Below are 25,146 nucleotides of genomic sequence, written 5' to 3'. Positions count from 1 at the left end.
GGCGTCCTCAGGCGGCGGCGGACTGGAGCAGCTGCTTCGCCTTCGCCATGCAGTCGCCGTAGAAGCGCAGGTAGATGTCCAGGGCACGGGCGCCCGTCTTCGCGATGGTCGCCGCGTGCTCGGGCTTCTGGCCCAGCAGCTTGTTGAGCATGACCTCGTTGAGCGCCGTGTGGCCCACGTCCAGCTCCACGTGCTCCTTGATGAACGACAGCGAGTTCATCACGTCCGGGCCCAGCACGGCCTTGCACTGCTCGATCAGCCGGGGCGCGAACACCACCGACAGGTTCTCGATCTCGTACTCGATGGCGACCTGGCCGCCCGGCATGGGGCCCGCGATGGTCTCCTCGTGGATCTCCCGGTACTCCTGCATGGCCCGGGTGGGGGCCTGCGCCATCAGGGCCTCCGCGTCCAGCTTGGGGAAGCGGCGCGCGTTCCAGCTGGCCACCAGGTTCTTCGTGTCCTCCACCATCATCAGGTGGTGACCGGCCTCGTGCTTGGCGTGGGTGATGAGCTTCTCGCCCACGTCCACCATCCCCGCCTTCACGCACGCCTCACCGGCGCGGCGGATCCACCCGTCCACGGGCTCCGTCATGTAGACGCCCAGGGCACACAACTGGATGAGGAAGGCCTCCAGCAGGGCGGGCTCCACGTTGGGGTCCAGCAGCGTCGTCACGTGGGGACCGGTCGCCAGCAGGTGACGGACGTCGGTGACGTGGGGGAGGTACTGCTCTTCGACGAGGGGCTTGGTCATGGGGGGAATCCTCAACGGGAGTGGGCACCACGGCGCCCGATGGTGAGTTCGCTGATGTGCTCCAGGAAGTCCGGAACGAGCTTGGCGGAGATGATCCACAGGTAGGGATCCGGCCCGTCGTGCAGGCCGCACTCCTGCACGTAGTCGCCGCCCTCGTCCTCGCGCAGATAGAGGAAGGAGGGGCGGTTGCGCGCGGCGTACCAGCGGCGCGCGGCGTCCAGGAGCGCCGAGTACGCGCGCGTGCCATCCCCCAGCAGGGAGAACAGGCGCGTGTTGTCCAGCAGGCGGAAGAGGTTCGCGCCCAGCTGGCCCAGCTCCACCACGGCGGCGGCGTGGGGGACGCCATCGCGGCGGGCGACCAGGACGGTGCGCTCGCGCTCCATGCCGAAGCTCTTCCACTTCGCCGTGACGGGCCCCATGTCCAGCCGGTCCCGGGTGAGGTCCAACGACTGCACGTAGCACTCGGGGAACTGCTGGGCGATGGTCGCCGCCAGCAGGCTCAGCTCGCTCGCGGTGGCGGGCCCCACCGTGTACGGGTGCACGCGGCCGGTCAGCTCATTGCTGAAGGCCTTCATCTTCTGGATCTTCCGCGTGTAGGCCAGGGACGAACCGGCCTCCATCTGACGCTGCGCGTACTTCACGTGCGCCTTGTTGATCCACGGGTTGAGGGCCTCCACGTAGGCCACCACCCAGTGGAAGTCCGGGTCGCTCTGCGGGTGCTCGAAGGTGCGCAGGTAGAGGTCGCGCATGATGGCGCCCGCCTCCTTCAGCCCCTCCGGCGGCCTGCCGGGCCGCTTCGCCACCTGGTGGCCCAGCCACGCGTTGCGGTACGGCTTGGTGAAGGACAGCGTCGCTTCGATGCCGCGCTCGGACGGCCACACCGCGTTGCAGAACAGCTGCGGCACTTCCGCGGCGCGCTTCGCGAGCGACGCGAAGTTCTGCTTCAGCTCCTCGAACTCCGCCGGGGTGCTGCCACCCAGGCTGAAGAAGCCGGAGCGGTTGAACAGGTCCCACAGCTGATCCACCAGGCCCTCGCTGGTGCGCGTGGCCGGAGACATCGTCTGGGACACGAAGCGCACCCAGCGCGCCTCGTCGGAAGAGTAGGGCAGCACGCTCAGGCCGCACAGCACGGTGCCGTCCGCGCGCAGGCTGCTGACGTAGCGGATCTCCCCGCGCACGCTCACCCGCTGGCCGTCGCCCAGCTCCAGCTCGATGAGGGGCGGCAGCAGGCCGGGGAAGAGCAGGTCCTGCGGCTGGCAGCGCATGCACAGGCCGGAGAAGGACAGGTCCAGCACCTCGCGGCGCATCAGCCCCTGCTCCCGCCAGAGCGGGTGGTGGAACCGGGCGTGCACGCCCTCGGGGGCGGGGACGCGGCGGTGCCAGCGGTGACGGATGCGGAACAGCTCTTCGGGCAGCGGGGTGAAGAGGCGGTCACCCTCGGTCCGGCCCGTCTCCACGCGCAGGCGGTAGGCGGAGTTGTAGCCGATGACGTCGATGTCGTACGCCGGCTCGCCGAAGTCCGGGGTGGACTCCTCCGTGCGCCACTCCAGCTGACCGGAAGAGGCGTGGAAGCGCTCCAGCACCATGCGCACCACCCGGCCCTGGCGGCGCAGCACGCCCTTGTTCCCGGCCGCGCAGATGGCGGTGAAGATGGAGCGGATCCGCTCCGCGTCCGTGATGATGTCCTGCACGGGCAGCGCGGAGGCCGCCGGCACCGCCACGCCCTGGCGGAGCGCGTCCGACAGGAAGCCCAGGATCTGCCGGCCCTGCTCCAGCGTCACGCCCACCAGCTGCAGGCCCACCGGCGCGTTCGGGACGTCCATGTCCGTCCGGATGAAGGCGCCATTGAGCGGACCAATCGTGGCGCCGTTGCACGCCAGGTACACCGGGAAGGTGCGCGACTCGGTGGGGTCCGCCAGCGGCTGCCGCGGGGCCACCCACACCACCGTCGGGGACAGCCGCGTCACTTCACCCAGCACCGCGTCCGGCCGGCCCACCGCGCAGGTGATGGCCGTGGGACCGCTGCCGTGCAGCGAATAGCCCGAGTCATCCAGGGCGGCTTCAGCGGGGGGAAGGGGAATCACGTTGCGCAGCGCATCGCCACTGCCGAATTCGATCGCATGCCGGAACTTCGAGGATGCCGGGATCCCTCCATCCATCGTCAGGACTCCCCTCTTGCGGGCAGCGACACCATTGGTGGTCGGCGATGTTGCGAGCACAACACTTCCTCCCTGATTCACTGGAGACGCTGACGGCTCTGGATTCTGGGAAGACATATTGAAGATCTCGGCCGTAACAGTCAAATCGAATTTATATGCCGGGGCTGTTTTTCCGTCCCTGCCCGTGACTCACCATGGGTTGCGGTTGACCCGGCGTATACGGGTTTTCCGAGGAGCAACCCGGACCCAGCGTGCGCATCCTTATCAGCAAAGTGGCGCGGGGCTGTAACCCTCCTTCACCTGAATAAGGGGTGGCGCTCCGGGGCTGACGGGCAATGGACCCTGTCAGGGGTGGCCGTTATGGTCGGCACTTCTGGGACTGGCTGGGGAAGGGAGCCGCGAATGAGCGCAGCGCTGGATGTGATGGGATCGCCGGGGGACGCGGGAGCCTCGTCCGGTGGCCAGGGGCTCGAGTCCGTGGACCTTCCCGACGTCTTCCAGGTGGACGTGGCGGTGTGCGTGCGGGACGCGCTGGGGCTGCTCGGCGCGACGCGGCGGCTGCGCGGCATGGAGGTGGCGCTGGAGCTCCCCGAGGATCCGGTGATCGCCCGGGTCAGCCGGCGCCGCCTGGAGCAGGTGCTCCTGTTGCTCGTCGCCCATGCGGCGGACGTGGCCCCGTCCGAGGCGCCTTCCGTGCGCGTGGTGGTGGATCCGCCGGACGACTTCGGGGACGTGGGGCCCCGCTTCCAGGTGCTGATGCCGGGCGTGAGCCTCTCCGAACGGGAGACGCGCTCCGTGGTGCTGTCGCCCCTGCGCGTGGGCAGCACCCAGCGGCGGCTCGCCCGCGCGCGGGAGCTGGTGGACGCCATGGGCGGCGAGCTGGCCGTGGAGCGCCTGGAGGAGGGGACGGCCGTGAGCGTCGTCCTGCCGGCGCCGGGGCTCGCGAGCTTCTAGTTCCGCGTCCAGATCCGGAAAGACGATCCTGCTTCCGGACCATTGGCTGCGATAAGCGCGGCGCACCCCGGGTGCGCCCAACCCAGGGGGACGTGCGGCCAAACTCCTTGACGACCGGGGGCGGGTTCTCGACTATCCGCCGCCTCTAAACACCCCGGTTTCAATCAGGAGTTTGCGTTCATGGCGCCTCCCTCTGGCGAGAAGATCACCCTGCAGAACGGCAAGCTGACCGTTCCGAACAACCCGATCATCCCCTACATCGAGGGCGACGGCACCGGCCGCGACATCTGGAAGGCTTCGCAGGCCGTGTTCGACGCGGCGGTGGAGAAGGCCTACGGCGGCAAGAAGAAGATCTCCTGGTACGAAGTGCTGGCCGGTGAGAAGTCCTTCAAGCAGGTGAACAACTGGCTGCCGGACGAGACGGTCGCCGCGTTCCGCGAGTACCTGGTGGGCATCAAGGGCCCGCTGACGACGCCGGTGGGCGGTGGCATCCGCTCCCTGAACGTGGCGCTGCGCCAGATGCTGGACCTGTACGTCTGCCTGCGCCCCGTGCGCTACTTCAAGGGCGTGCCCTCTCCGGTGAAGCAGCCGGACAAGGTGGACATGGTCATCTTCCGTGAGAACACGGAGGACATCTACGCGGGCATCGAGTTCGAGGCCGGCACCGCGCAGGCGGAGAAGTTCCTGGGCTGGCTGAAGCAGGAGTTCCCCAAGGAGGCGGGCAAGATCCGCTTCCCGGCGAACGTGGGCATCGGCATCAAGCCCGTGTCGCAGGAAGGCACGGAGCGCCTGGTGCGCGCGGCCATCCAGTACGCGGTGGACCTGAAGCGCAAGAGCGTCACCCTGGTCCACAAGGGCAACATCATGAAGTTCACCGAGGGCGCGTTCCGCAAGTGGGGCTACGACCTCGCGGCGCGTGAGTTCGGTGACAAGGTCTACACCTGGGACCAGTGGGAGGCCACCAAGGCCGCCAAGGGCGAGGAGGCCGCCAACGCCGAGCAGAAGGCCGCGGTGTCCGCCGGGAAGATCGTCATCAAGGACTCCATCGCGGACATCACCCTGCAGCAGGTGCTGACCCGTCCGGACGAGTTCGACGTCATCGCCACGCTCAACTTGAACGGCGACTACCTGTCGGACGCGCTCGCGGCGCAGGTGGGCGGCATCGGCATCGCGCCGGGCGGCAACATCAACTACGTCTCCGGCCACGCCGTCTTCGAGGCCACCCACGGCACCGCGCCCAAGTACGCGGACCTGGACAAGGTGAACCCGGGCTCCGTCATCCTCTCCGGCGAGATGATGCTCCGCCACATGGGCTGGCACGAGGCCGCTGACCTGATCATCAAGGGCATGGACAAGGCCATCGCGGCGCGCACCGTGACGTACGACTTCGCGCGCCTGATGAAGCTGGAGACGAAGGAGACCGTGTCCGAGGTGAAGTGCTCGGAGTTCGGTCAGGCCATCATCAAGCACATGTAGTCCCCACCCCAAAGCAGGAGGGCGAAACCATGGCTCACAAGAAGAAGAAGATCGGCCTCATCGGCGGCGGTCAGATCGGCGGCAACCTGGCGCTGCTGGCGGTCCAGAAGAACCTTGGCGACGTGGTGCTCTACGACATCCCGGCGGCCGAGGGCCTGGTCAAGGGCAAGGCGCTGGACATCAACCAGCTGTCCGCGGTCGACGGCTACGACAGCCGCGTCACCGGCTCCACGGACTGGAAGGACGTCGCGGGCTCGGACGTGATCATCATCACGGCCGGCGTGCCCCGGAAGCCGGGCATGTCCCGCGAGGACCTGCTGGACGTCAACCTGAAGATCATGAAGGACGTGGCGGGCAACATCAAGCAGCACGCCCCGGACGCCTTCGTCATCAACGTGGCCAACCCGCTGGACGCGATGGTGTTCGCGCTCCACAAGATCGCCGGCCTGAAGGACAACATGGTCGTGGGCATGGCGGGCGTGCTGGACACCAGCCGCTTCAAGTGCTTCGTGGCCGAGGCCCTGGGCGTGTCCATCCGTGACGTGGAGGCGCTCGTCCTCGGCGGCCACGGTGACGACATGGTCCCGCTCGTGCGCCACAGCACCGTGGGCGGCGTTCCCCTGACCCAGCTCATCGCCAAGGACAAGCTGGACGCCATCATCGACCGCACCCGCAAGGGCGGCGCGGAGCTGGTGGGCCTCTACAAGACGGGCAGCGCCTACTTCGCCCCGGCGTCCTCCTCCATCGCCATGGCGGAGAGCTACCTCTTCGACCGCAAGCGCGTGCTGCCGGCCGCCGCCCTGCTCAAGGGCCAGTACGGCATCAATGACTTCTTCTTCGGCGTCCCGGCTCAGATCGGCGCGGGCGGCGTGGAGAAGATCATCGAGGTGGAGCTCAACGACGCGGAGAAGGCCGAGCTGAACAAGTCCTTCACCTCCGTCAAGGGCACCGTCGAACTCGTGAAGCTGTAGTCCCCGGCTGTCGGTGGGCCCGCCGGAATGCTGCTGGCGGGCCCCGCCTGATGCCGTGAATGATCCGGGCTAATCGCCCGGCCCACCGTCCTTGCGGCGGTATTTTTCCAAGTTAACTAGCGTGTTGGACTCGTACCTGGCACGGGTGCGGGGCAGCGTCGCGAAGCAGGACTTCAGCGGCCCCCCGTGAAGGCACCCCCCCGGCAGCCGGTGCTCAAGGAGACGATGATGGCGGCAGCAGCGCGATTCACGGTGGTGGGCGGCGGTCTCGCCGGGCTGATGACGACGATCAAGCTGGCGGAGGCGGGTCACCAGGTGGACGTGCTCTCGCTCGTCCCCGTCAAGCGTTCCCACTCCGTCTGCGCCCAGGGCGGTATCAACGGCGCGGTGAACACGAAGGGTGAGGGCGATCACCCGGACATCCACGTGAAGGACACGCTGCGCGGCGGCGACTTCCTCGCGGAGCAGGTGTCCGTGAAGGGCATGTGCTACGCGGCGCCCGGCATCATCTACCTGCTGGACCGCATGGGCGTGACGTTCAACCGCACGCCGGAAGGCCTGCTGGACTTCCGCCGCTTCGGAGGCACCCTGCACAACCGCACCGCGTTCGCGGGCGCCACCACCGGCCAGCAGCTGCTCTACGCGCTGGACGAGCAGGTCCGCCGCTACGAGGCGGAGGGCAAGGTCACCAAGTACGAGTACTGGGAGTGGCTGGGCACGGTGAAGGACGAGTCCGGCCGCTGCATCGGCAGCGTGGCCATGGACCTGCGCACCATGGAGATCCGCACCTTCCCGGCGGAGGCGGTCTGCCTGGCCACGGGTGGCCCGGGCATCGTCTTCGGGCGCTCCACCAACTCCATCATCAACACCGGCACCGCCGCGGGCCGCGCGTACATGGAAGGCGCGCTGTACGCCAACGGTGAGTTCATCCAGGTGCACCCCACCTCCATCCCGGGCGAGGACAAGCTGCGCCTGATGAGCGAGTCCGTGCGCGGCGAGGGCGGCCGCGTCTGGGTGCCCAAGAAGAAGGGTGACACGCGCAACCCCCGGGAGATCCCGGAGAGCGAGCGCTGGTACTTCCTGGAAGAGAAGTACCCCAAGTACAAGAACCTGGTGCCGCGCGACGTGGCGACGCGCGAGATCTTCATGGTCTGCCGCGACCTGGGCATGGGCCTGGGCGGGCGCGACGGCGTGTACCTGGACGTGACGCACATCCCGGCCAAGACGCTCGACGCGAAGATCAAGGGCGTGATGGAGATCTACGAGAAGTTCGTCGGAGATGATCCGCGCCACACGCCCATGGTCATCTTCCCGGGCATGCACTACTCGATGGGCGGCCTGCACGTCTCCTTCGAGGCGGACTCGCGCACCCAGACGCCGCTGGACGGCAGCCCGGTGAACCAGAGCACGCGCATCCCCGGCCTGTACGCGGCCGGCGAGGCGGACTACGCCTTCCACGGCGCGAACCGCCTGGGCGCCAACTCGCTCTTGTCCTGCATCTACTCCGGAATGATCGGCGGCCCGGCGATGGTGTCGTTCGCCAAGAGCCAGACGACCAGCGCCGCGGCGATGCCGGAGAAGTACTTCGCGGACGCGAAGAAGTACTGGCAGGACCGCTTCGCCACCATCAAGGCGATGAACGGGCAGGAGAACCCGTACCAGATCGCCAAGGAGCTGGGCGAGGTGATGACGGAGAACTGCACCGTCGTCCGCTACAACGACCGCCTGAAGAAGACCATCGAGCGCGTCCGTGAGCTCAAGCAGCGCTGGAACAACGTCAACGTGCTGGACACGGGCGTCGTCGCCAACCGCGCGCTGTCGTACACCAACCAGGTGTGGAACATGCTGGAGCTGGGCGAAGTCATCGCCACCAGCGCGCTCCTGCGCGACGAGAGCCGCGGCGCCCACTACAAGCCGGACTTCTCCCTGCCGGAGCCCAAGGTGAAGGACCCGACCCAGGATCCGGAGTGGATGGCCCTGTGGCGCCAGCGCCACGAGAAGTGGGCGAAGACGACCATCGCCACCTACGCCCCCCAGGGCCCGCAGATCTCCTACCAGGACCTGCCCACGCCGGTGCTGGACCCCGAGCCCCGCTGGTACGCGTAAGGCGTTCGTTTTCTTTCCGGGCCCGCGCGCGTCGTCGTCCGGCGCACGCGGGCACCGCCACCTGATTTGGCAGTGAAGGGAAGGGCAGCCGCACCATGGACACCGCACAGGCCAGCGCCGTCAGCTCGAAGACCATCTCCTTCCGCATCTGGCGGCAGGATGATCCGAACAAGCCCGGGCACTTCGAAGAGTTCAAGGTTCCCTATGCGAAGGGCGCCAACGTCATCTCCTGCCTGATGGAGATCCAGCGCAACCCCGTCACCGTGGAGGGCAAGAAGGTGGCCCCCGTGGTGTGGGACTCCGCGTGCCTCGAAGAGGTCTGCGGCAGCTGCGCCATGAACATCAACGGCCGGGTGCGCATGGCGTGCTCCGCCCTGGTGGACAAGCTCGAGCAGCCCATCACCCTGGAGCCGATGAAGAAGTTCCCGGTGGTGCGCGACCTCACCGTGGACCGCGACCGCATGTTCGAGTCGCTCAAGCGCGTGAAGGGGTGGATCCCCGTCGACGGCACGTACAACCTGGGCCCCGGCCCGCGCCAGTCGCAGAAGGACCACTCCGTGATGTACGTGCTGTCCACGTGCATCACCTGCGGCAGCTGCCTGGAGGCGTGCCCCCAGGTGACAGTGGACAACGACTTCATCGGCGCCGCCCCCATCAGCCAGGCCCGCCTGTTCAACATGCACCCCACGGGCAAGCTGAACGCGGAGGAGCGCACGCGCGCCCTCATGGGCCCCGGCGGCATCCAGGACTGCGGCAAGGCGCAGAACTGCGTGAAGGTCTGCCCGAAGGAGATCCCTCTCACGACCTCCATCGCGGTGATGAACCGCGAGGTGAGCAAGCTGATCATCAAGGACATCTTCTTCAAGGAAGAGGAGCAGAAGGCCTCCGCCGGTCCGGGGTAACCCTCCCGGACGCCGTCCTGGCTTCCTCGCGGCCCCGTGCCTGCGTCCCCTGTCGCTGGGGCGCCGGGCGGGGCCGTGGCCGTTTGGGTGAAGGCCGCCTCATCCGCCCGGACATCGGGTGTTATTCCTGGAGGCGAAGCCTGTGTCCCGTCGCGACGCTGGAGGCCAAACGGCCTTGCCATCCGTCGTTTTCTGCGCAATGAGGGCCCGCGTTGACGCCCCGTGTAGGGGTGGTCCTCGTCTCCCCTCGTCCCACCCGGAGATTCGATGAAGATCCACGAGTACCAGGGCAAGGAACTCTTCCGGAAGTATGGCGTGCCCACGCCGCGCGGCATCCTCGCGCTCTCTCCCGACGAGGCGGAGGCCGCGGCGAAGGAACTCGCCACGCCCGTCGTCGTCGTGAAGTCGCAGATCCACGCGGGCGGCCGCGGCAAGGGCGGCGGCGTGAAGCTGGCCAAGAGCCCCGCGGAGGCCAAGGAGCTGGCCCGGCAGATGCTGGGCATGATGCTCAAGACCATCCAGACCGGCCCGGAAGGGCAGAAGGTCCACAAGGTCTACATCGAGGAAGGTCTCGACATCGGCCAGGAGCTGTACCTGGGCGTGACGCTCGACCGCGCCACCAGCCGCATCACCTTCATGGCGTCCACCGAGGGCGGCGTGGAGATTGAAGAAGTGGCGGAGAAGCACCCGGAGAAGATCCTCCGCGCCGTCGTGGACCCCGCGGTGGGCTTCGCGGACTTCCAGGGCCGCGAGCTGGCCTTCGGGCTGGGCCTGACGGGCCCCACGGTGAACAAGTTCGTCCAGTTCTGCTCCGCGCTCTACCGGATGTACGTGGAGACGGACGCGTCCCTCGTGGAGATCAACCCGCTGGTCATCCGCAAGAGCGGCGGCGTGGTCGCGCTCGACGCGAAGGTGACCTTCGACGAGAACGCGCTCTACCGGCACAAGGATTTGCTGGAGTACCGCGACCTGGCGGAGGAGGAGCCCCGCGAGACGCAGGCCAAGGAGTACGACCTGGCCTACATCGCGCTGGACGGCAACATCGGCTGCATGGTGAACGGCGCGGGCCTGGCCATGGCCACCATGGACACCATCAAGCTGGTGGGCGGCGCTCCGGCCAACTTCCTGGACGTGGGCGGCGGCGCGAGCAAGGAGAAGGTGACGGCGGCCTTCAAGCTCATCCTCGCGGATCCGCAGGTCAAGGCGGTGCTCGTCAACATCTTCGGCGGCATCATGAAGTGTGACGTCATCGCGGAAGGCATCATCGCGGCGGCGAAGGAAGTGCAGCTGAAGATCCCGCTCGTCGTGCGCCTGGAAGGCACCAACGTGGAGCAGGGCAAGGAGCTGCTCCGCAATTCGGGCCTCGCCATCACCCCCGCGGACAACCTGCGCCAGGCGGCCGAGAAGGCCGTGGCGGCCATCAAGTAGGGCCTTCGCCCCCTCTTACCTGAAAGATCGCCATGAGCATCCTCGTCAACGAGAACACGAAGGTCCTCGTCCAGGGCATCACCGGTTCGGCGGGCTCGTTCCACGCCAAGCAGATGCTGGAGTACGGGACGAAGATTGTGGGCGGTGTCACGCCGGGCAAGGGCGGCACCTCCTTCGAGGGCAAGGTTCCCGTGTTCAACACGGTGGCCGACGCGGTGAAGCAGGCGGGCGCGAACACGTCCGTCATCTTCGTGCCGCCGCCCTTCGCCGCTGACTCCATCATGGAGGCCGCGGACGCCGGCATCTCCCTCATCATCACCATCACCGAGGGCATCCCGGTCAACGACATGGTGCGCGCCAAGCGCTACCTGCAGGGCAAGCCGGGCGTGCGCCTCATCGGCCCGAACTGCCCGGGCGTCATCACCCCCGGCGCCCAGTGCAAGATCGGCATCATGCCGGGCCACATCCACAAGCCGGGCCGCATCGGCGTGGTGTCCCGCTCCGGCACGCTGACCTACGAGGCCGTGCACCAGCTGACGCAGCTGGGCCTGGGCCAGTCCACCGCGGTGGGCATCGGCGGCGACCCCGTCAACGGCACCAACTTCGTGGACGTGCTGAAGCTCTTCCAGGCCGACCCTGAGACGGACGCCGTCATCATGATCGGTGAGATCGGCGGCAGCGCGGAGGAAGAGGGCGCCGAGTACGTCAAGCGCGAGTTCACCAAGCCCATCGCCGGCTTCATCGCCGGTCAGTCCGCGCCCCCGGGCAAGCGCATGGGCCACGCGGGCGCCATCATCTCCGGCGGCAAGGGCACGGCCTCGGAGAAGATCAAGGCGATGGAGGGCGCGGGCATCCTGATGGCCGCGAGCCCCGCCGAGCTGGGCACCACGCTGCAGGCGGCCGTCAAGCGCGGCCCCCCGAAGCGCTAAGCCGAACCTTTCACACGACACACACACGAGGAGCCAAACACCATGGCCATCGAGCGCACGCTGTCCATCATCAAGCCCGACGGAGTGAAGAACAACCACGTCGGCGAGATCATCGCCCGGTTCGAGAAGGCGGGCCTGAAGCCCGTCGCCATCCGCCGGCAGCAGCTGTCCCAGGCGGAGGCCGAGGGCTTCTACGCCGTCCACAAGGCCCGGCCGTTCTTCAAGGACCTGGTGTCCTTCATGATCTCCGGCCCGGTGGTCCTGATGGCCCTGGAGGGTGAGAACGCCGTCCTGAAGAACCGCGAGCTGATGGGCGCCACGGACCCGAAGAAGGCCGACAAGGGCACCATCCGCGCGGACTTCGCCCAGAGCATCGACGCGAACACGGTCCATGGCTCGGACAGCCTGGAGAACGCGAAGAACGAGGTCGCGTACTTCTTCCGCGAGACCGAGATCCAGGGCTGAGCAGCTTCCAGCCTGGTGACAGCGGCCCGGTGTCCACGCCCCACGCGGCGCGGACCCGGGCCGTCGTCTTTTCCGGAGTTCCGTATCTGGTTGCCCTGCCGGACGCTCCTTGCTACCGATAATGAAAATCACAATCGGCAAGGAAGTACGCATGAGCGGCGATTCGGAGCGCGTGGCCCGTCGTGGGCCATTCCCGGTGAAGTTGCGGTTGCTGGAGGTCCTTCGCGTGACGCGGCTGTCGCCGCACATGGTGCGCGTGACGCTGGGCGGCCCGGAGCTGGAGGGCTTCTCGTCCCCCGGCGCGGATGACCACGTGAAGTGCTTCTTCGCGAAGCCCGGCGTGAAGAAGCCCGACATGCCGGTGGTGGGGCCCCACGGTCTGTCCATGCCGGAGGGGCTGGAGAAGCCGGCGTCGCGCGACTACACGCCGCGCCGCTTCGACCCGAAGGCGAACGAGCTGGACATCGACTTCGTGCTGCACGGGGAAGGCCCCGCGTCGCTGTGGGCGCAGCAGGCGAAGCCCGGCGACTTCATGGGCATTGGCGGTCCGCGCAGCACGCACGACGTGGCGGACGATTTCGACTGGTACCTGCTGGCGGGGGACCAGAGCGCACTGCCCGCCATCGCACGGCGCCTGGAAGAGCTGCCGGCGGGCAAGTGCGCGTTCGCCTTCATCGAGGTCGCGGACGCGGCGGAGGAGCAGCCCATCGTCAGCAAGGCGGACGTGAAGGTCACCTGGCTGCACCGGGGCACCGCGGAGGCCGGCACGACGAAGCACCTGGAGGACGCGCTGCGCGCCTGGACGCAGCCCTCGGGGGACGGGTTCGTGTTCGTGGCCGGAGAAGCCACGTCCCTCAAGCCCATCCGGGAACACCTGGTGAACGAGCGCGGTCTGAACAAGAGCTGGATGCGGGTGACGGGCTACTGGAAGCGCGGCGTCGCCGAGCACCACGACTCGAAGGGGTAGGCAGGGAAGGGGGCGGGCACTCCTTTGACTTGCCGTGCCTTCTTGTGGGAAGCACGCCCCATTGCCCTCCGTTAGCCCCGACTGAACGATGTCCGAGCCTACCGCCACAGCCCTCCCTGTCACCGAGCCCCTGCCGGTGCCGGCCCCCGCGAAGCTGGTCGACGTGGCCAGCCTGTCGCGCGAGAAGCTCGCGCTGTTCCTGAGCGAGCAGCTGGGCGAGCGCCCGTTCCGCGCGGCGCAGCTCTACCGCTGGCTGCACCAGCGCGGCGCCACCTCCTTCGACGAGATGACGGACCTGTCCAAGGCCCTGCGCGAGAAGCTCAAGGTCAAGGCGGAGATCGTCCCGCTGGTGAAGGACCTGGAGCAGCGCAGCGTCGACGGCACCATCAAGTACCGCTTCAAGACGCGCGACGGGCGCTTCATCGAGTCCGTCTACATGCCGGCGGAGGACCGCAAGACGCTCTGCGTGTCCACCCAGGTGGGCTGCGCCATGGCCTGCTCGTTCTGCATGACGGGAACGCTGGGCCTCAAGCGCAACCTCACGGCCGGGGAAATCGTCGCCCAGGTGCACGCGGTGAACCGCGAGGTGCGCCGCAACGAAAACCTGGAGACGCTCCGTCCGCTCACGAACCTGGTGTTCATGGGCATGGGCGAGCCGCTCCACAACTTCGAGAACCTCAAGACGGCGCTCGCCATCCTCCAGTCGGAGGAGGGGCCCAACTTCAGCCACCGGCACATCACCGTCTCCACCGTGGGCCTGGTGCCCATGATCGAGCGCTTCGGCCAGGAGACGGACGTCAAGCTGGCCATCTCGCTCAACGCCAGCACGGACGAGCAGCGCAGCAAGACGATGCCGGTGAACCGCAAGTGGAACATCCAGGCGCTCCTGGATGCCTGCCGCAAGTTCCCCCTGCGTCAGGGCCGCCGCATCACCTTCGAGTACGTGCTGCTCAAAGGGTTCAACGACACTGACGAGGACGCGCACCGGCTGAAGGAGCTGTTGCGCGACATTCCCGCGAAGGTGAACCTGATTCCCTACAACGAGAACCCTGGCCTGGGATTCCAGACGACCGGCGAGCAGCGGGCCGAGGAGTTCCGGGCCATCCTTGCCGAGGCCCACGTCGCGGCATACATCCGGAAGAACCGGGGCCGGGACATCGCCGGAGCCTGTGGTCAGCTCGCCAATCGCGACGAGACGGCCGCTGAAGCCCCGGTGTGACATAAGCACCCGAGCTTCCTTGACAATCCAGTCGGCAGGGCGCTAAGAGCGCCCCCCTCCGCACTGTTACCGTAGAAGTCACACGATTTCGCTGGAGCGATCCATGGCCGTTGTCCTCCGTCTTGCCCGCGCGGGCGCCAAGAAGATGCCGTACTACCACGTGGTTGCCACCGACTCGCGCAGCCCGCGTGACGGCAAGTTCCTGGAGCAGGTCGGTTCCTACGACCCCAACCACAGCCCCGCGAAGGTGCAGTTCAACGAGGAGCGGCTGAACTACTGGCTGAAGAGCGGCGCGCTGCCCTCCGAGACGGTCGCGGACCTGATCAAGACGGCGAAGAAGCAGGCCCCGGCGACCACCGCCTGAGCACGCCCCCGTCTGGACAAGACGTGGAGCCGCTGCTCACGTATCTGGCGAAGGCCCTGGTTGATCAACCCGACCAGGTCACTTTGCGCATCTCCGAGGCGGATGGCGGCCAGCTCTATGAGCTGAAGGTCGCCCCCGAGGACGTCGGCAAGGTCATCGGTCGTGATGGGCGCACCGTGAACGCCCTCCGGACGCTGATCAACGCCGCCGCCCAGAAGCAGGGCCAGAAGGTCCGCCTGGAGATACTCGACGATCGCCGCGCTCCGGGTTCTCCCCCGGCGCAGCCTGCTCCGGACGCCGCGCGGTGAGCGCGCAGGCCTGTCTGGAGTTGGGCTACGTGGCCCGTGCACACGGGCTGCGCGGCGAGGTGGCGGTCAGGAGTTTCGACCCCGCCTCGGAGACGCTCGGCACCGTCGAGCGCGTCCGGCTGCGCTTGCGCTCGGGTGAAGAGCGCGAGTTCGCCATGGAGACCTTCCGCCCCGCGAACAAGGAAGACCTCGTGTGCTTCGAGGGCGTGGAGTCCCGCGCGGCCGCCGAGGCACTGGTTGGCGCGAAGGTGTTCGTCTACCGCGAGGACCTGGAGCCGCCCGAGGAGGGCGAGTTCTTCCAGGGCGACCTCGTGGGGTTGAACGCCGTGGACGAGCAGGGCGCCTCCCTGGGCACGGTGGAGGAGGTCTGGGCCACCGGTGAGGTGCCCAACCTGGTGATCCGCGCGAAGGGCCGGCCGGAGCTGGTGGTGCCCTTCGCGGATGAGTTCGTGCCGACGGTGGACGTGCCCGCCGGGCGCATCGTGATCCGGCCTCCGGAGTACCTGGAGGCGGACGGGCCGGAGGAGTCGGGAGACGGAGGGTGAGCTACCGCGTGGAGCTGCTCACGCTGTTCCCCGGGATGGTGTCCGGCTACCTGGGCGCGAGCATCCTCGGGAAGGCCCAGGAGAAGGGGCTGCTCTCCGTCACGCTCACCGACGTGCGCGACTACGCCGAGGGCAAGCACCGCGTCACCGACGACGCGCCCTACGGCGGCGGCGCCGGCATGGTGATGAAGCCCGAGCCGCTGGTGGCCGCCATCGAGGCCGCTCGGGCCCGTCAGCCCGGGGCGAAGGCGCTCCTGATGAGCCCCCGGGGGCCCACGTTCACGCAGGCCACGGCGCGCGAACTGGCGCGGCATGAGGCCGGGCTGATCCTCGTCTGCGGCCGGTATGAAGGCGTGGACGAGCGCGTGATGCCCTTCCTGGATGGGGAACTGTCCCTGGGCGACTTCGTCCTCACGGGCGGGGAGGTCGCTGCCATGGCGGTGGTGGACGCGGTGGCGCGGCTGGTGCCGGGCGTCCTGGGCAACGAGGCGTCCTCCGTGTCGGAGAGCTTCGAGGAGAACCTCCTGGAGCACCCGCACTACACCCGGCCGCCCGTCTTCCGAGGGGCCGAGGTGCCTGCTGCCCTCCAGTCTGGCGATCACGCCCGCATCGCCCGCTGGCGCCGGTGGAAGGCCATCAAGCTCACGCAGGAGCGGCGGCCGGACCTGTTCGCGCGGCTGGTGTTCAGCAAAGCGGATCAGAAACTGCTCGCCAGGGAAGAAGAAGCGTTGTAACCCTGCGTGTTCTCGCGGAACCTTTTGTTGCAGGCTTGTTCGTCCCGGCGCTCTCTGCTAGGACGGCCCGCTCTTTTCCACGCGTCCTACGCGTCAAGTTCCGCTTTCTGGAGTCCGTCATGCGCCGCAGCCTCATCGAGCACGTCGAAAACAAGTTCCTGCGCAAGGACATCACCGCGTTCCGCACGGGTGATTCCGTTCGCGTCCACTGGAAGGTCAAGGAAGGCGAGAAGGAGCGCGTGCAGGCCTTCGAGGGCGTGGTCATCCGCAAGACCAAGGGCACGAACCGCGCGACCTTCACGGTGCGCAAGATGTCCTTCGGCGTCGGCGTGGAGCGCATCTTCCCCATCCACAGCCCCCGCTACGAGAAGATCGAGGTCCTCACCCGCGGCGACGTGAACCGCAAGCGCCTGTTCTACCTCCGCGAGCTGAAGGGCAAGGCCTCGCGCGTGGACGTGCAGGTGGATCCTGAGAGGGCCGCCGCCAAGGCCGCCAAGGCCGCCGCCGCCGCTCAGGGCTAGTAGGTCCGCAGAAACCCTCTCGCGGCCTTCGCGGCCGCGTGCGAGAAGGAGCGTCCTTCATTGGACGCTCCTTTTTTCGTTCGGGCTAGACTGCGCGCGCCATGCACTTCGTCGAGGTCGCCATCCAGAACGTCCGTGGGTTCTCTCCCACCGGACGCTTCCCGCTGAAGACCGGGTACCTCATCCTCAAGCCGCCCACGGCGGACATGTTGCCGCTCGGGAACCTGGCGCTGTCCCTGCTGTTCGCGGATGGCCGGGGTGGAGACTCGAGCCTGGTGGGCTCGGCGGGGCGCTCCGGCAAGGCCGCGCTGACGTTCGTGGGGCAGGACGGGATGACGTACCGGATCTTGCGCGAGCTGGGCGGTTCCGGATCGCTGCACCGGCTCAACCCCGCCACCAGCCAGCCGGAGCTGGTCTCCACGGACGTCTCGGAGATCAACCAGTACCTGCGTGGCCAGGCGGGCCTGCCTCCGCGCACCACCTTCGAACAGGTGTACTGCCTGCAGCTGGTGATGCTGCCGTCGCGCCGGCCCCGCAAGAGCCTGGCCAAGGCCGCGGCGGCCGCGGGCGCGAAGGCCTCCGGGACCACGCCGTCACTGGCGGCCGCCACCCAGGTGCTGCCGGCGGAGGACGTCCCGGCCGCGGAAGCGAAGGTGAAGGTGCTGGAGAAGGAGCTCGTCACCGCGAAGGCGGTGGATCAGCTCCAGTTCAAGGTGGACGAGCTGGCGTCGCTCATCTTCGAGGCGGACTCGAAGCTCAAGGGCGGTGAGGGGCTCAAGGAGGCCATCTCGCAGGCGGAGGCCGCCTGGCGCGCGGCACCTTCTCCGGAGTCGCTGGGCCTGCCGCTGGACATCCTCACGCGCGTGAAGCGCTACCCGAAGGCGGTGGCCCGGCGGGATGAGGCGCTGGCGCGGCTGGAGACGGACCGGGATCCGGAGCTGGAGGACGCGTCGCTGAAGGTGCCGCCGCTCACGAAGAACCGCATCTTCTGGGGCGGCCTGGGCGCGGGCGTGCTCTTCATGGGCCTGAGCGTGGGCCTGGGCATCGCCGCGGCGCAGCCCATGTGGCGCTACCTGGCGCTCCTCAACATCCCCGCCTTCGGCACGGCCGGGCTGATGGCGCTGCGCTACGTGGACGACCTGCAGCATGCCACGCGCAAGGGCTCCAAGGACACCCGCAAGGACGCGCGGCAGAAGAAGATCCTCGACGAGTTCGAGCTCGAGGACGCGCCCGTGCGCATGGCCGTCAAGGCCCTGAACCTGGAGCACTACACGGAGATCCCCGGGGCGCTGGAGCAGAAGGATCTGCTCGGCATCCGGCTGGGGGAGCTGCAGACGCAGCTGGAGGAGTTCGAGGCCTCCGCCGAGTACCAGGGCGCCCTGCGCGACGGGCAGGATCTGCGCGCGCAGCAGGAGGAACTCAACGCGGAGCTGTCCGCCAAGGGCACCTACGTGCGCGACCTGCGCGAGGTGGAGCGGGAGCTGTCCCGGCTGAAGGAGTCCATCGCGCTGGCGAAGGCGCCCCCGGTGCCGGTGGCCGCGGCCCCCGGCCAGACGCCGGCCCCGGTGGATCCGCTGGAGGACCCGTCGCCCCTGGTGCTGTCGCAGGCCGCGGACGTGCTCACGCTCGACATGCTGTCGGTACAGGCGCTCCTGAAGGACCGCTGCGTGCAGTACCTCACCGCGCTCACGGACAAGCGCTACCAGGGCGTGGAGTGGGACCGCGAGGGCAACGCCTTCCTGCTCGCGCCGAACAGCCGCATCCCGGTGGGCGAGCTGTCCCCGAAGGACATCGACCTCTACTACCTGGCGCTGCGCCTGACGGTGGTGGAGAAGACGTGCGCCCGGGTGAAGCGCCCCTTCCTCCTGGATGACGTGCTGACGGGCGTGGACGAGGCGAAGCTGCCCCTCGTCGCCCGCATGCTCAAGCACCTGGGCACGCTCACGCAGGTGCTGCACGTCACCGCCCACCCCGGCTTCGGCCAGATGTCGGACGGCACCGTTAACGTCTAGCCGCCGCAGGAAGTACGAGGGGCGGCGGGGACGGAATGGGGACGCGGCGGGACGTGGGGAACGTGGCGGAGGCGGAGGGCGTGCGCCTGCTGGAGTCGCAGGGCTTCCGGGTGGTGGCGCGCAACTGGACGTGCCGCTACGGCGAGCTGGACATCGTGGCGGAGCAGGGGGAACTCATGTGCTTCGTGGAGGTGCGCATGCGCTCCACGGCGGCGTGGGGAGACCCGTCGCACACCGTGTCCTTCGCCAAGCAGCGCCGGGTGGTGAAGGCCGCGCTGCACTATCTCTTTCAGAATGGCATCGACGGGCGCATGGTGCGCTTCGACGTCATCTCCGTCGTGGGCCAGGGCGAGCACGCCCGGGTGGAGCACCTGCCCGCCGCCTTCGACGCTGGCATGTAAAGGAATCCGTCCCTTGGCTGGAACGCTCTACCTCGTGGCCACGCCCATCGGGAACCTGGGGGATGTCACCGCCCGGGCCCTGGAGACGCTGCGCACCGTGGGCTTCCTCGCGTGCGAGGACACCCGGCACTCGCGCATCCTGTTGGACCACTTCGGCATCACCGGGAAGGACCTGGTGAGCCTGCCCGCCTTCGCGGAGGGGCAGCGCGCCGGGCGCATCCTGGACCGCATCGAAGCAGGGGAGTCCTGCGCGCTCGTCACCGACGCGGGCAGCCCCGGCATCAGCGACCCGGGGGAGAAGCTGGTGGCGGAGGCGCTGGAGCGCGGCCTGAAGGTGGAGCCGGTGCCCGGGCCCACGGCGCTGGTGGCCGCCCTGAGCGCATCCGGCCTGCCCACCGGGCGCTTCCACTTCCTGGGGTTCCTGCCGCGAAAGGGGCCGGAGCGCAGGGCCATGCTGGACGAGGTGGCCCCCCTGTCCGCCACCTGCGTCCTCTACGAGTCCCCGCGCCGCCTGGCGGAGACGCTGGTGGACCTTCAGGAGGCCTGGGGCGACCGCCGCGCGTGCGTGGCGCGCGAGCTGACCAAGCTGCACGAGGAGTTCGTCCGGGGGCCGCTGTCCGCGCTCGTGGCGCGCTACGCGGGCGAGGAGACCCGGGGCGAGGTGGTGGTGCTGGTGGAGGGCCGCACCGGCGAGCAGCGCTGGAGCGAGGACGAGCTGCGCCGGGCGCTGGAGTCGGGCCTGGCTCGCGGCGAGAAGCTCAAGCCGCTGAGCACGGAGCTGGCCCGCCGCGCGGGGTGGCCCGGCCAGGAGGTGTACCGGCTGGGCCTGGGGCTGAAGCAGCGGTAGGGGAGGCCCGCCGCTGCTTCTGGCGGGACTTCAGAAGCTGAAGGTCGCGCCCAGGTCGAAGCGGAACGTGGTGCTCTGGATGGCCCGGAAGCGGCGGGACACCAGGTCGTAGCGCCAGTCGAACGTGGGGTTCAGCTCCGGCGAGCCCACTGCCGTGTCCACCTGGCCGTCGCCGTTCAGGTCCTGGCCAATGGCCTCGGACGTGAGCAGGTGGTCCGTGTTGTAGAGGAAGTTGCCGGAGGCGCGGATGGTGAAGGCCTGGGCGGCGCGGGCGGTGACGCCCAGCTGGCCACCCACCTGGAAGTAGTCGTCGGAGGTGAGCAGCTTGCGCAGCGCGGAGCTCATCTCGTTGTAGTACCGGCCGCGGCCCACGTAGTTGCCCAAGAGGCGCAGGTCCAGGGCGAACTTCTGGGACCTGGCCGCGTTCTCGAAGGGCACCAGCTCCATGCCGAAGGTGAGCGCCGTCTGCGAGGGGGCCTTGATGCCCGTCTCGTGGCGGGTCCACGGCTCCTTGTAGCAGTTGTACGGCGCGCCCAGGTTCCCCGGGTAGGGGAGGCCGGACTGATCGCAGTTGGAGTAGGCGCCGGGGCCGCGCACCGGGATGGTGTGGGACGCCTTGAAGTACGGCTCCGCCACGCCCATCTTCCGGGAGAAGGTCGTGTAGAGCTGGTACTTGTGGACGCGGTCGCCCACGTTGCCGCGCCCATCCTTCAGCGGGTCTTCCGGGTCGGTGTTGTCCAGGCTCGGGTCGCGCTGCTTGGCGGTGGGCGCTTCGTAGTCGATGCCGACGATCCACGTGGGCTTGGTGTCGTCCTTCTCCTGGTTGAAGAAGGCGTACGCCAGGCCGAAGTGCACGTTGCCCAGGCCGCCGCGGTAGCTTGCCTGGGGCACCTGGAACAGCCGGCCCACGCAGCCCTCGGCGGAGTAGGGCGAGCCGTCCGCGTTGTAGCAGCTGTTGGTGATGGTGGAGTTGCCCTGGTTCGTGCCGGACACGAAGTTCCAGGTCTCGTTCTGCTGGAAGACGATGGGCAGCTTGAAGCTGAACTCCAGGTCCTTCCACAGGCCGAAGGCCACGGCCAGATTCAGCCGCGCGTCCGTGCCCTTGTACCAGAGCTCGTTGACCTCCGAGACGTCGGTGGCGTCACCGCCGCGAAGCTGCTCGCGGACGATCTTCGCGCGCGTCTGCGTGCGCTCGAAGCCCACGTCGAGGAAGAGGTCGAACGGATCATCATCCTCGAACGAGGAAGCAATCCGGGTGATCTCCGCCGCGCTGGCGGCGAAAGGCACGCCCAGCGTCAGCGCGGCGATGACGGCGCGAAACCTGTGCATCCACTACCTCCGACGACCACGGCCCAGGGCTGCCAGCTAGCCGTGCCGTCGGAGGAGTGTCAAGAAATGGGTGGGGCTTTACTTCCCCGCGACGGAGGTTCCCAGCAATCCATCCAGCCGCTGGACCTCGGTGTCGAAGGCGCCCTTCTGGGCCGCCGCCAGGGACGCGCGGAAGGTCTTGTGCTGGTCGAAGGGGTCCAGGACCCGGTTTTCGCCCAGCATGAGCTGGTAGTGCAGGTGGGGGGCGAAGGAGCGGCCCGTGTTGCCGCTCTGGGCCAGCACCTGGCCCGCGGACACGCGCATCCCGGGCTGGACGGTCCGGGGCAGCTCCGCCAGGTGCAGGAAGAGGGCGCGGCGGCCCTTGCCCCCGGATTCCACCAGCTCGATGCAGTTGCCGTTGCTGCCGAAGTTCCAGTTCTTGCGCTTGATGACGCCCGCGAAGGGGGCCCGGACCGGCGTGCCCACCGGCGCGCGGAAGTCCACGCCCTTGTGGCCGCGACCGTCGCGCAGGAGCGAGGTGATCTGCTCGTAGCTGTCGATGGGCGACTTCTCCATCCGCAGCTCCAGCTCGTCGCCGCCGGGCAGGTAGTAGCGGGCGTTCGCCTCACCCGCGGGCGTGAAGCGGTAGGCGCGGTGCGTCTGGCCCGTCTTGCCGCTCACGAAGCGCACCGCGTACACCAGCGGCTCCTCGTTGGGGCGGCGCTGGAAGAGCACGTCCAGGGTGTCCCCCCGGAGGATTTCGCCGGGGACGCGCACCCACCACACCAGCGTGCGCGTCACCACCTGCGCCAGGGCGGGGCCCACGGTGGCGTCCGAGGCCTGGACGAGCGCCGTCTCCAGCGGGCCCTCGATGCGGATGGACACGCGCTCCAGGCCCGCGGCCTTCACGGGGTCGGTGGGCGCGGGCGGGGCCACGGGGGCCTGGGCCACGGTGCCGGCATCCTGCGCGGACGCGGTCTGCGAGGCGACGTCCATGGGGACATCCGCCATGCGCTGTTTCCACCACCACACGCCACCCGCGGCCGCGCCGAGGATGACGGAGACGGCAACCACCGGTCCGAAGGGATTGCGCTTCGGTGGTCCACCGAGGGTGGGAAGATTCGGCCGCATTCAGGCTCCCTGAGGGTAAGAAGGTACGCGGGGGCCGAAACCGCCGGCAGAAAGGCGATATTTCGGCGCCCCAGGCTACTCGTCCGGGCCGTCTTCCTGACCGTCCGGGGTGGTGTCGCGCAGGCCGAACTCCTTCATCTTCGTCTGGAGCGACTTGCGGCTGATCTGCAGGAGGCGCGCGGCGCGCGTGACGTTGCCGCCCGTCTCCTCGAGCTTCTTGACGATGAGGTCCCGCTCCAGCTCCGCGGCCTTCATGCGCACGATGTCCTTGAGGCCCACTTCGCCCACAGGGACGTCCAGCGTGCCCAGCGAGGCGGCGACCTGTGCCCCCGCCTGCACGCCCGCTCCCCCGCGCACCGGCTCCGGCAGGTCCTTCGCGGTGATGAGGGGACCGTCCGCGAAGAGCAGCACGCGCTCGATGAGGTTCTCCAACTCGCGGATGTTGCCCGGCCACGCATACGCCTGGAGCAGCGCGAGCGCGTCGTCGGCGATGCCTTCGATCTTCTTGTGGAGCCGCCGGTTGTACTTGTCCACGAAGTGCGCGGCGAGCATCGGGATGTCGCCCCGGCGCTCGCGCAGCGCGGGCAGCACGATGGGCACCACGGCCAGCCGGTAGTACAGGTCCTTGCGGAAGCGGCCCGCTTCAATCTCCGCCTGGAGGTCGCGGTTGGTGGCGGCCACCAGGCGCACGTTCACGCGCGTCGTCTTGATGCCGCCCACGCGCTCGAACTCGCCCTCCTGGAGCGCGCGCAGGAGCTTCACCTGCATCTCGACGGGGATTTCACCAATCTCGTCCAGGAAGAGGGTGCCCTCGTCGGCCAGCTCGAAGCGGCCGGGCTTGGACGTGACGGCGCCGGTGAAGGCGCCCTTCTCGTAGCCGAACAGCTCGCTCTCCAGCAGCGTGGCGGGGATGGCGGCGCAGTTGATCTTGATGAACGGCTTGTCGCGGCGGCTGGACGCGCCGTGCAGCGCGGTGGCGATGAGCTCCTTGCCCGTGCCGCTCTCGCCGGTGATCAGCACCGTGGAGGGCGTGTCCGCGACCTTGTCGATGATCTTGTAGACGTCTTGGATCTGCGGCGACTCGCCGATGATGGCGGACCGGGCCTTGTGGTCCGCGCGCACGGAGCGCTTGGCGCTCTCGTTCGTCTTGGCGGCCTTGGCCACGACGGAGGACAGCTCCGTCTGATCAAAGGGCTTGGTGATGTAGTCGAACGCGCCCGCCTTGATGGCCTCCACCGCGGAGTCCACGGTGCCGTGCGCGGTGATGATGATCACCGGCACGTCCGGGTTGGCGGCGCGCACGGCGGCGAGCACTTCCATGCCGCCCAGCTTGGGCATCACCAGGTCGGTGACGACGATGTCCGCGCCGTTCTTGTGGAACTCGGCCAGGCCCTGCTCGCCGTTCTCCGCCACGGTGACGTCGAACCCGTCGCGGCGCAGCAGGGCGGCCAGCACCTTGCGCAGGTTCGTCTCGTCGTCGATGACCAGGACCTTGGCCATAAGCCTCCGCGCGAAAGGAAGAGGACTAGCGGCGCGCCGGGGGAGCGGCGGGGACGGCGCCTTCCAGCGTGCAGATGGCGTCCGGGTGCTTGATGCGCAGGAGCAGCGACTCCAGCACGCGGAACGGGTGGTTCATCTTGCTGGCGCCCAGGTAGGCCGCGACCATGTCCATGGCCACCGCCAGGTCCATGTTCTCCCGGCCCGTGGACACCACCACGCCGGACTCACCGCGCAGGCGGTTGGACTGGTAGACGCCGTCTGCCGCGAGCTGGCTGATGGTCTGGATCTCCAGCACGCCCGTCTTCTCGTAGATGCGGTGCAGCTGCGAGTACAGGCGCGGCGACAGCACCACGGCGTAGGGGCCGAAGTGGCCGGCCTCGTTGAGCTTGCGCGTGGCCTCCACGATGGTCTGGAAGCCGCCGCCCGGCGCCGTCCAGTCCCCCAGCGTGGCGGTGAGGCGGCCGTTGGCCGTCATCAGGCCCTCGTAGCCCAGGCGCTGGTCGCCGTAGAAGATGAGCTCGTCCTCCTGCTGCGCGCACAGCGCGGCGGCGCCGGCGGCGGCGGACACGTCCAGCGGCATGTTGTGCGTGCGCGCCGCCTCGATGTCCCGCCAGTGCAGCAGGAAGTCCTTGTAGATGATGGGGATGGTCTTGAACTTGCGGACGTCGGTGAAGACCATCGCGGTCTCCTGCTCGCCGACGATGTCCACCGCGCCCGGGGACACGCCCTGGAACTCGTCGTAGGCCACCGTCTGCACGCCCGCGCCCAGCGGACCGTAGATGTCCAGGATGCGGCGGCCCACCAGCGACCGGCGAGCCACCTGGATCACCGTCTCGTTGAGGCGCGCCCACTCCTCTTCGCGCAGCGGGTTCTCGGCATGTCCAAGGAAGTCAGGCATCGGTGTCTCCGTCACGAGCGGCGGCAGAGGAGGGGAGAGGTGAAGTCAGGAAACGAAAGGGTTCTAACGACCGCCACCGGAGCCGCCGCTTCCACCGCCGCGGCGCAGGCTGCCGATGGTGAGCGGATGGCCGTTGGCCGAAGGCGGCGGCGCGGGGACGCCATAGATGAGGCGCTGGGGCGGCAGGGACGTCAGGGGCTCGTTCGCCAGGCGGCCCACCGCGGGCGGGGCGGGGGGCGCCACGTGCACG

At 68.5% G+C, this 25,146-nt stretch carries 24 protein-coding genes and 1 pseudogene; 18 read left to right on the top strand and 7 right to left on the bottom strand.

Features of this window, described 5'->3' with window-relative positions; all coding sequences use genetic code 11:
* Positions 1 to 7: 7 nt before the first annotated feature.
* Positions 8 to 751 (bottom strand): hypothetical protein, encoded by a 744-nt coding sequence (locus D7V80_RS21790; RefSeq protein WP_014397311.1) that lies wholly within the window; start codon positions 749 to 751, stop codon positions 8 to 10.
* Between the two features lie 11 nt (positions 752 to 762).
* Positions 763 to 2,910 carry a hypothetical protein gene (locus tag D7V80_RS21785; protein ID WP_199738788.1) on the bottom strand — a complete coding sequence of 716 codons (2,148 nt, stop codon included), beginning with the start codon at positions 2,908 to 2,910 and terminating at the stop codon, positions 763 to 765.
* Positions 2,911 to 3,312: 402 nt separating this feature from the next.
* On the opposite strand from D7V80_RS21785, the gene D7V80_RS21780 reads away from it, so the two are divergent.
* From D7V80_RS21780 to rsmI, 18 genes are all read left to right on the top strand, one after another.
* Positions 3,313 to 3,864 carry a HAMP domain-containing histidine kinase gene (locus D7V80_RS21780; protein WP_120589974.1) on the top strand — a complete coding sequence of 184 codons (552 nt, stop codon included), beginning with the start codon at positions 3,313 to 3,315 and terminating at the stop codon, positions 3,862 to 3,864.
* A gap of 180 nt (positions 3,865 to 4,044) precedes the next feature.
* A complete protein-coding gene (gene icd / locus D7V80_RS21775) occupies positions 4,045 to 5,340 on the top strand; it encodes an NADP-dependent isocitrate dehydrogenase (RefSeq protein WP_120589973.1) in 1,296 nt (431 codons plus the stop codon).
* Between the two features lie 29 nt (positions 5,341 to 5,369).
* Positions 5,370 to 6,311: a malate dehydrogenase gene (mdh, locus tag D7V80_RS21770; RefSeq protein ID WP_014397307.1), complete on the top strand. Its 942-nt coding sequence runs from the start codon at positions 5,370 to 5,372 to the stop codon at positions 6,309 to 6,311.
* Between the two features lie 228 nt (positions 6,312 to 6,539).
* Positions 6,540 to 8,417 carry a succinate dehydrogenase flavoprotein subunit gene (gene sdhA, locus D7V80_RS21765; RefSeq protein WP_014397306.1) on the top strand — a complete coding sequence of 626 codons (1,878 nt, stop codon included), beginning with the start codon at positions 6,540 to 6,542 and terminating at the stop codon, positions 8,415 to 8,417.
* A 95-nt stretch (positions 8,418 to 8,512) separates the two neighbouring features.
* Positions 8,513 to 9,319, top strand: a complete 807-nt coding sequence (gene sdhB, locus D7V80_RS21760; RefSeq protein ID WP_120589972.1) for a succinate dehydrogenase iron-sulfur subunit — start codon at positions 8,513 to 8,515, stop codon at positions 9,317 to 9,319.
* 267 nt (positions 9,320 to 9,586) lie between these two features.
* Entirely contained in the window at positions 9,587 to 10,747 is a 1,161-nt protein-coding gene (sucC, locus tag D7V80_RS21755; RefSeq protein WP_120589971.1) for an ADP-forming succinate--CoA ligase subunit beta, read from the top strand.
* 32 nt (positions 10,748 to 10,779) lie between these two features.
* The gene (gene sucD / locus D7V80_RS21750) at positions 10,780 to 11,676 is read left to right on the top strand and encodes a succinate--CoA ligase subunit alpha (RefSeq protein ID WP_120589970.1); all 897 of its coding nucleotides are present in this window, start codon (positions 10,780 to 10,782) and stop codon (positions 11,674 to 11,676) included.
* A 42-nt stretch (positions 11,677 to 11,718) separates the two neighbouring features.
* On the top strand, positions 11,719 to 12,141 hold the full coding sequence (ndk, locus tag D7V80_RS21745) for a nucleoside-diphosphate kinase (protein WP_014397302.1): 423 nt from the start codon (positions 11,719 to 11,721) through the stop codon (positions 12,139 to 12,141).
* Between the two features lie 151 nt (positions 12,142 to 12,292).
* On the top strand, positions 12,293 to 13,108 hold the full coding sequence (locus D7V80_RS21740; RefSeq protein WP_120589969.1) for a siderophore-interacting protein: 816 nt from the start codon (positions 12,293 to 12,295) through the stop codon (positions 13,106 to 13,108).
* Between the two features lie 88 nt (positions 13,109 to 13,196).
* Positions 13,197 to 14,327, top strand: a complete 1,131-nt coding sequence (gene rlmN / locus D7V80_RS21735; protein WP_120589968.1) for a 23S rRNA (adenine(2503)-C(2))-methyltransferase RlmN — start codon at positions 13,197 to 13,199, stop codon at positions 14,325 to 14,327.
* Positions 14,328 to 14,430: 103 nt separating this feature from the next.
* Positions 14,431 to 14,691 carry a 30S ribosomal protein S16 gene (gene rpsP, locus D7V80_RS21730; protein WP_014397299.1) on the top strand — a complete coding sequence of 87 codons (261 nt, stop codon included), beginning with the start codon at positions 14,431 to 14,433 and terminating at the stop codon, positions 14,689 to 14,691.
* A 23-nt stretch (positions 14,692 to 14,714) separates the two neighbouring features.
* Positions 14,715 to 14,999 carry a KH domain-containing protein gene (locus D7V80_RS21725; RefSeq protein WP_120589967.1) on the top strand — a complete coding sequence of 95 codons (285 nt, stop codon included), beginning with the start codon at positions 14,715 to 14,717 and terminating at the stop codon, positions 14,997 to 14,999.
* The gene (gene rimM, locus D7V80_RS21720) at positions 14,996 to 15,544 is read left to right on the top strand and encodes a ribosome maturation factor RimM (protein ID WP_120589966.1); all 549 of its coding nucleotides are present in this window, start codon (positions 14,996 to 14,998) and stop codon (positions 15,542 to 15,544) included. Before D7V80_RS21725 ends, rimM begins: the two co-directional genes overlap by 4 nt.
* Positions 15,541 to 16,278 (top strand): tRNA (guanosine(37)-N1)-methyltransferase TrmD, encoded by a 738-nt coding sequence (gene trmD / locus D7V80_RS21715; protein ID WP_120589965.1) that lies wholly within the window; start codon positions 15,541 to 15,543, stop codon positions 16,276 to 16,278. Before rimM ends, trmD begins: the two co-directional genes overlap by 4 nt.
* 119 nt (positions 16,279 to 16,397) lie before the next feature.
* Positions 16,398 to 16,799, top strand: coding sequence for a 50S ribosomal protein L19 (gene rplS, locus D7V80_RS21710; protein ID WP_120589964.1), 402 nt, complete (start codon positions 16,398 to 16,400; stop codon positions 16,797 to 16,799).
* A 101-nt stretch (positions 16,800 to 16,900) separates the two neighbouring features.
* Positions 16,901 to 18,811, top strand: coding sequence for an ATP-binding protein (locus D7V80_RS21705; RefSeq protein ID WP_120589963.1), 1,911 nt, complete (start codon positions 16,901 to 16,903; stop codon positions 18,809 to 18,811).
* Positions 18,812 to 18,846: 35 nt separating this feature from the next.
* Positions 18,847 to 19,212, top strand: a complete 366-nt coding sequence (locus D7V80_RS21700; protein WP_120589962.1) for a YraN family protein — start codon at positions 18,847 to 18,849, stop codon at positions 19,210 to 19,212.
* 13 nt (positions 19,213 to 19,225) lie between these two features.
* Positions 19,226 to 20,059, top strand: a complete 834-nt coding sequence (rsmI, locus tag D7V80_RS21695; protein WP_120589961.1) for a 16S rRNA (cytidine(1402)-2'-O)-methyltransferase — start codon at positions 19,226 to 19,228, stop codon at positions 20,057 to 20,059.
* A 30-nt stretch (positions 20,060 to 20,089) separates the two neighbouring features.
* Here the strand turns inward: rsmI and D7V80_RS21690 are convergent, their stop codons facing one another.
* The 5 genes and pseudogenes from D7V80_RS21690 to D7V80_RS21670 all read right to left on the bottom strand — a co-directional run.
* Entirely contained in the window at positions 20,090 to 21,388 is a 1,299-nt protein-coding gene (locus tag D7V80_RS21690; RefSeq protein WP_120589960.1) for a hypothetical protein, read from the bottom strand.
* A gap of 78 nt (positions 21,389 to 21,466) precedes the next feature.
* Positions 21,467 to 22,498 (bottom strand): M23 family metallopeptidase, encoded by a 1,032-nt coding sequence (locus D7V80_RS21685; protein ID WP_120589959.1) that lies wholly within the window; start codon positions 22,496 to 22,498, stop codon positions 21,467 to 21,469.
* A gap of 75 nt (positions 22,499 to 22,573) precedes the next feature.
* Positions 22,574 to 23,998, bottom strand: coding sequence for a sigma-54 dependent transcriptional regulator (locus tag D7V80_RS21680; RefSeq protein WP_120589958.1), 1,425 nt, complete (start codon positions 23,996 to 23,998; stop codon positions 22,574 to 22,576).
* 25 nt (positions 23,999 to 24,023) lie between these two features.
* Positions 24,024 to 24,896 carry an encapsulin nanocompartment shell protein EncA gene (gene encA / locus D7V80_RS21675; protein ID WP_014397288.1) on the bottom strand — a complete coding sequence of 291 codons (873 nt, stop codon included), beginning with the start codon at positions 24,894 to 24,896 and terminating at the stop codon, positions 24,024 to 24,026.
* 63 nt (positions 24,897 to 24,959) lie between these two features.
* Positions 24,960 to 25,146 (bottom strand): annotated as a pseudogene (locus tag D7V80_RS21670) (ferritin); the annotation flags it as partial.

Origin of the sequence: Corallococcus sp. CA054B, from assembly GCF_003611625.1 — a bacterium.
GTDB lineage: Bacteria > Myxococcota > Myxococcia > Myxococcales > Myxococcaceae > Corallococcus > Corallococcus coralloides.
The sequence above is the reverse complement of the archived record's forward strand: the minus strand, read 5'-3'. Positions and strand labels throughout refer to the sequence as shown.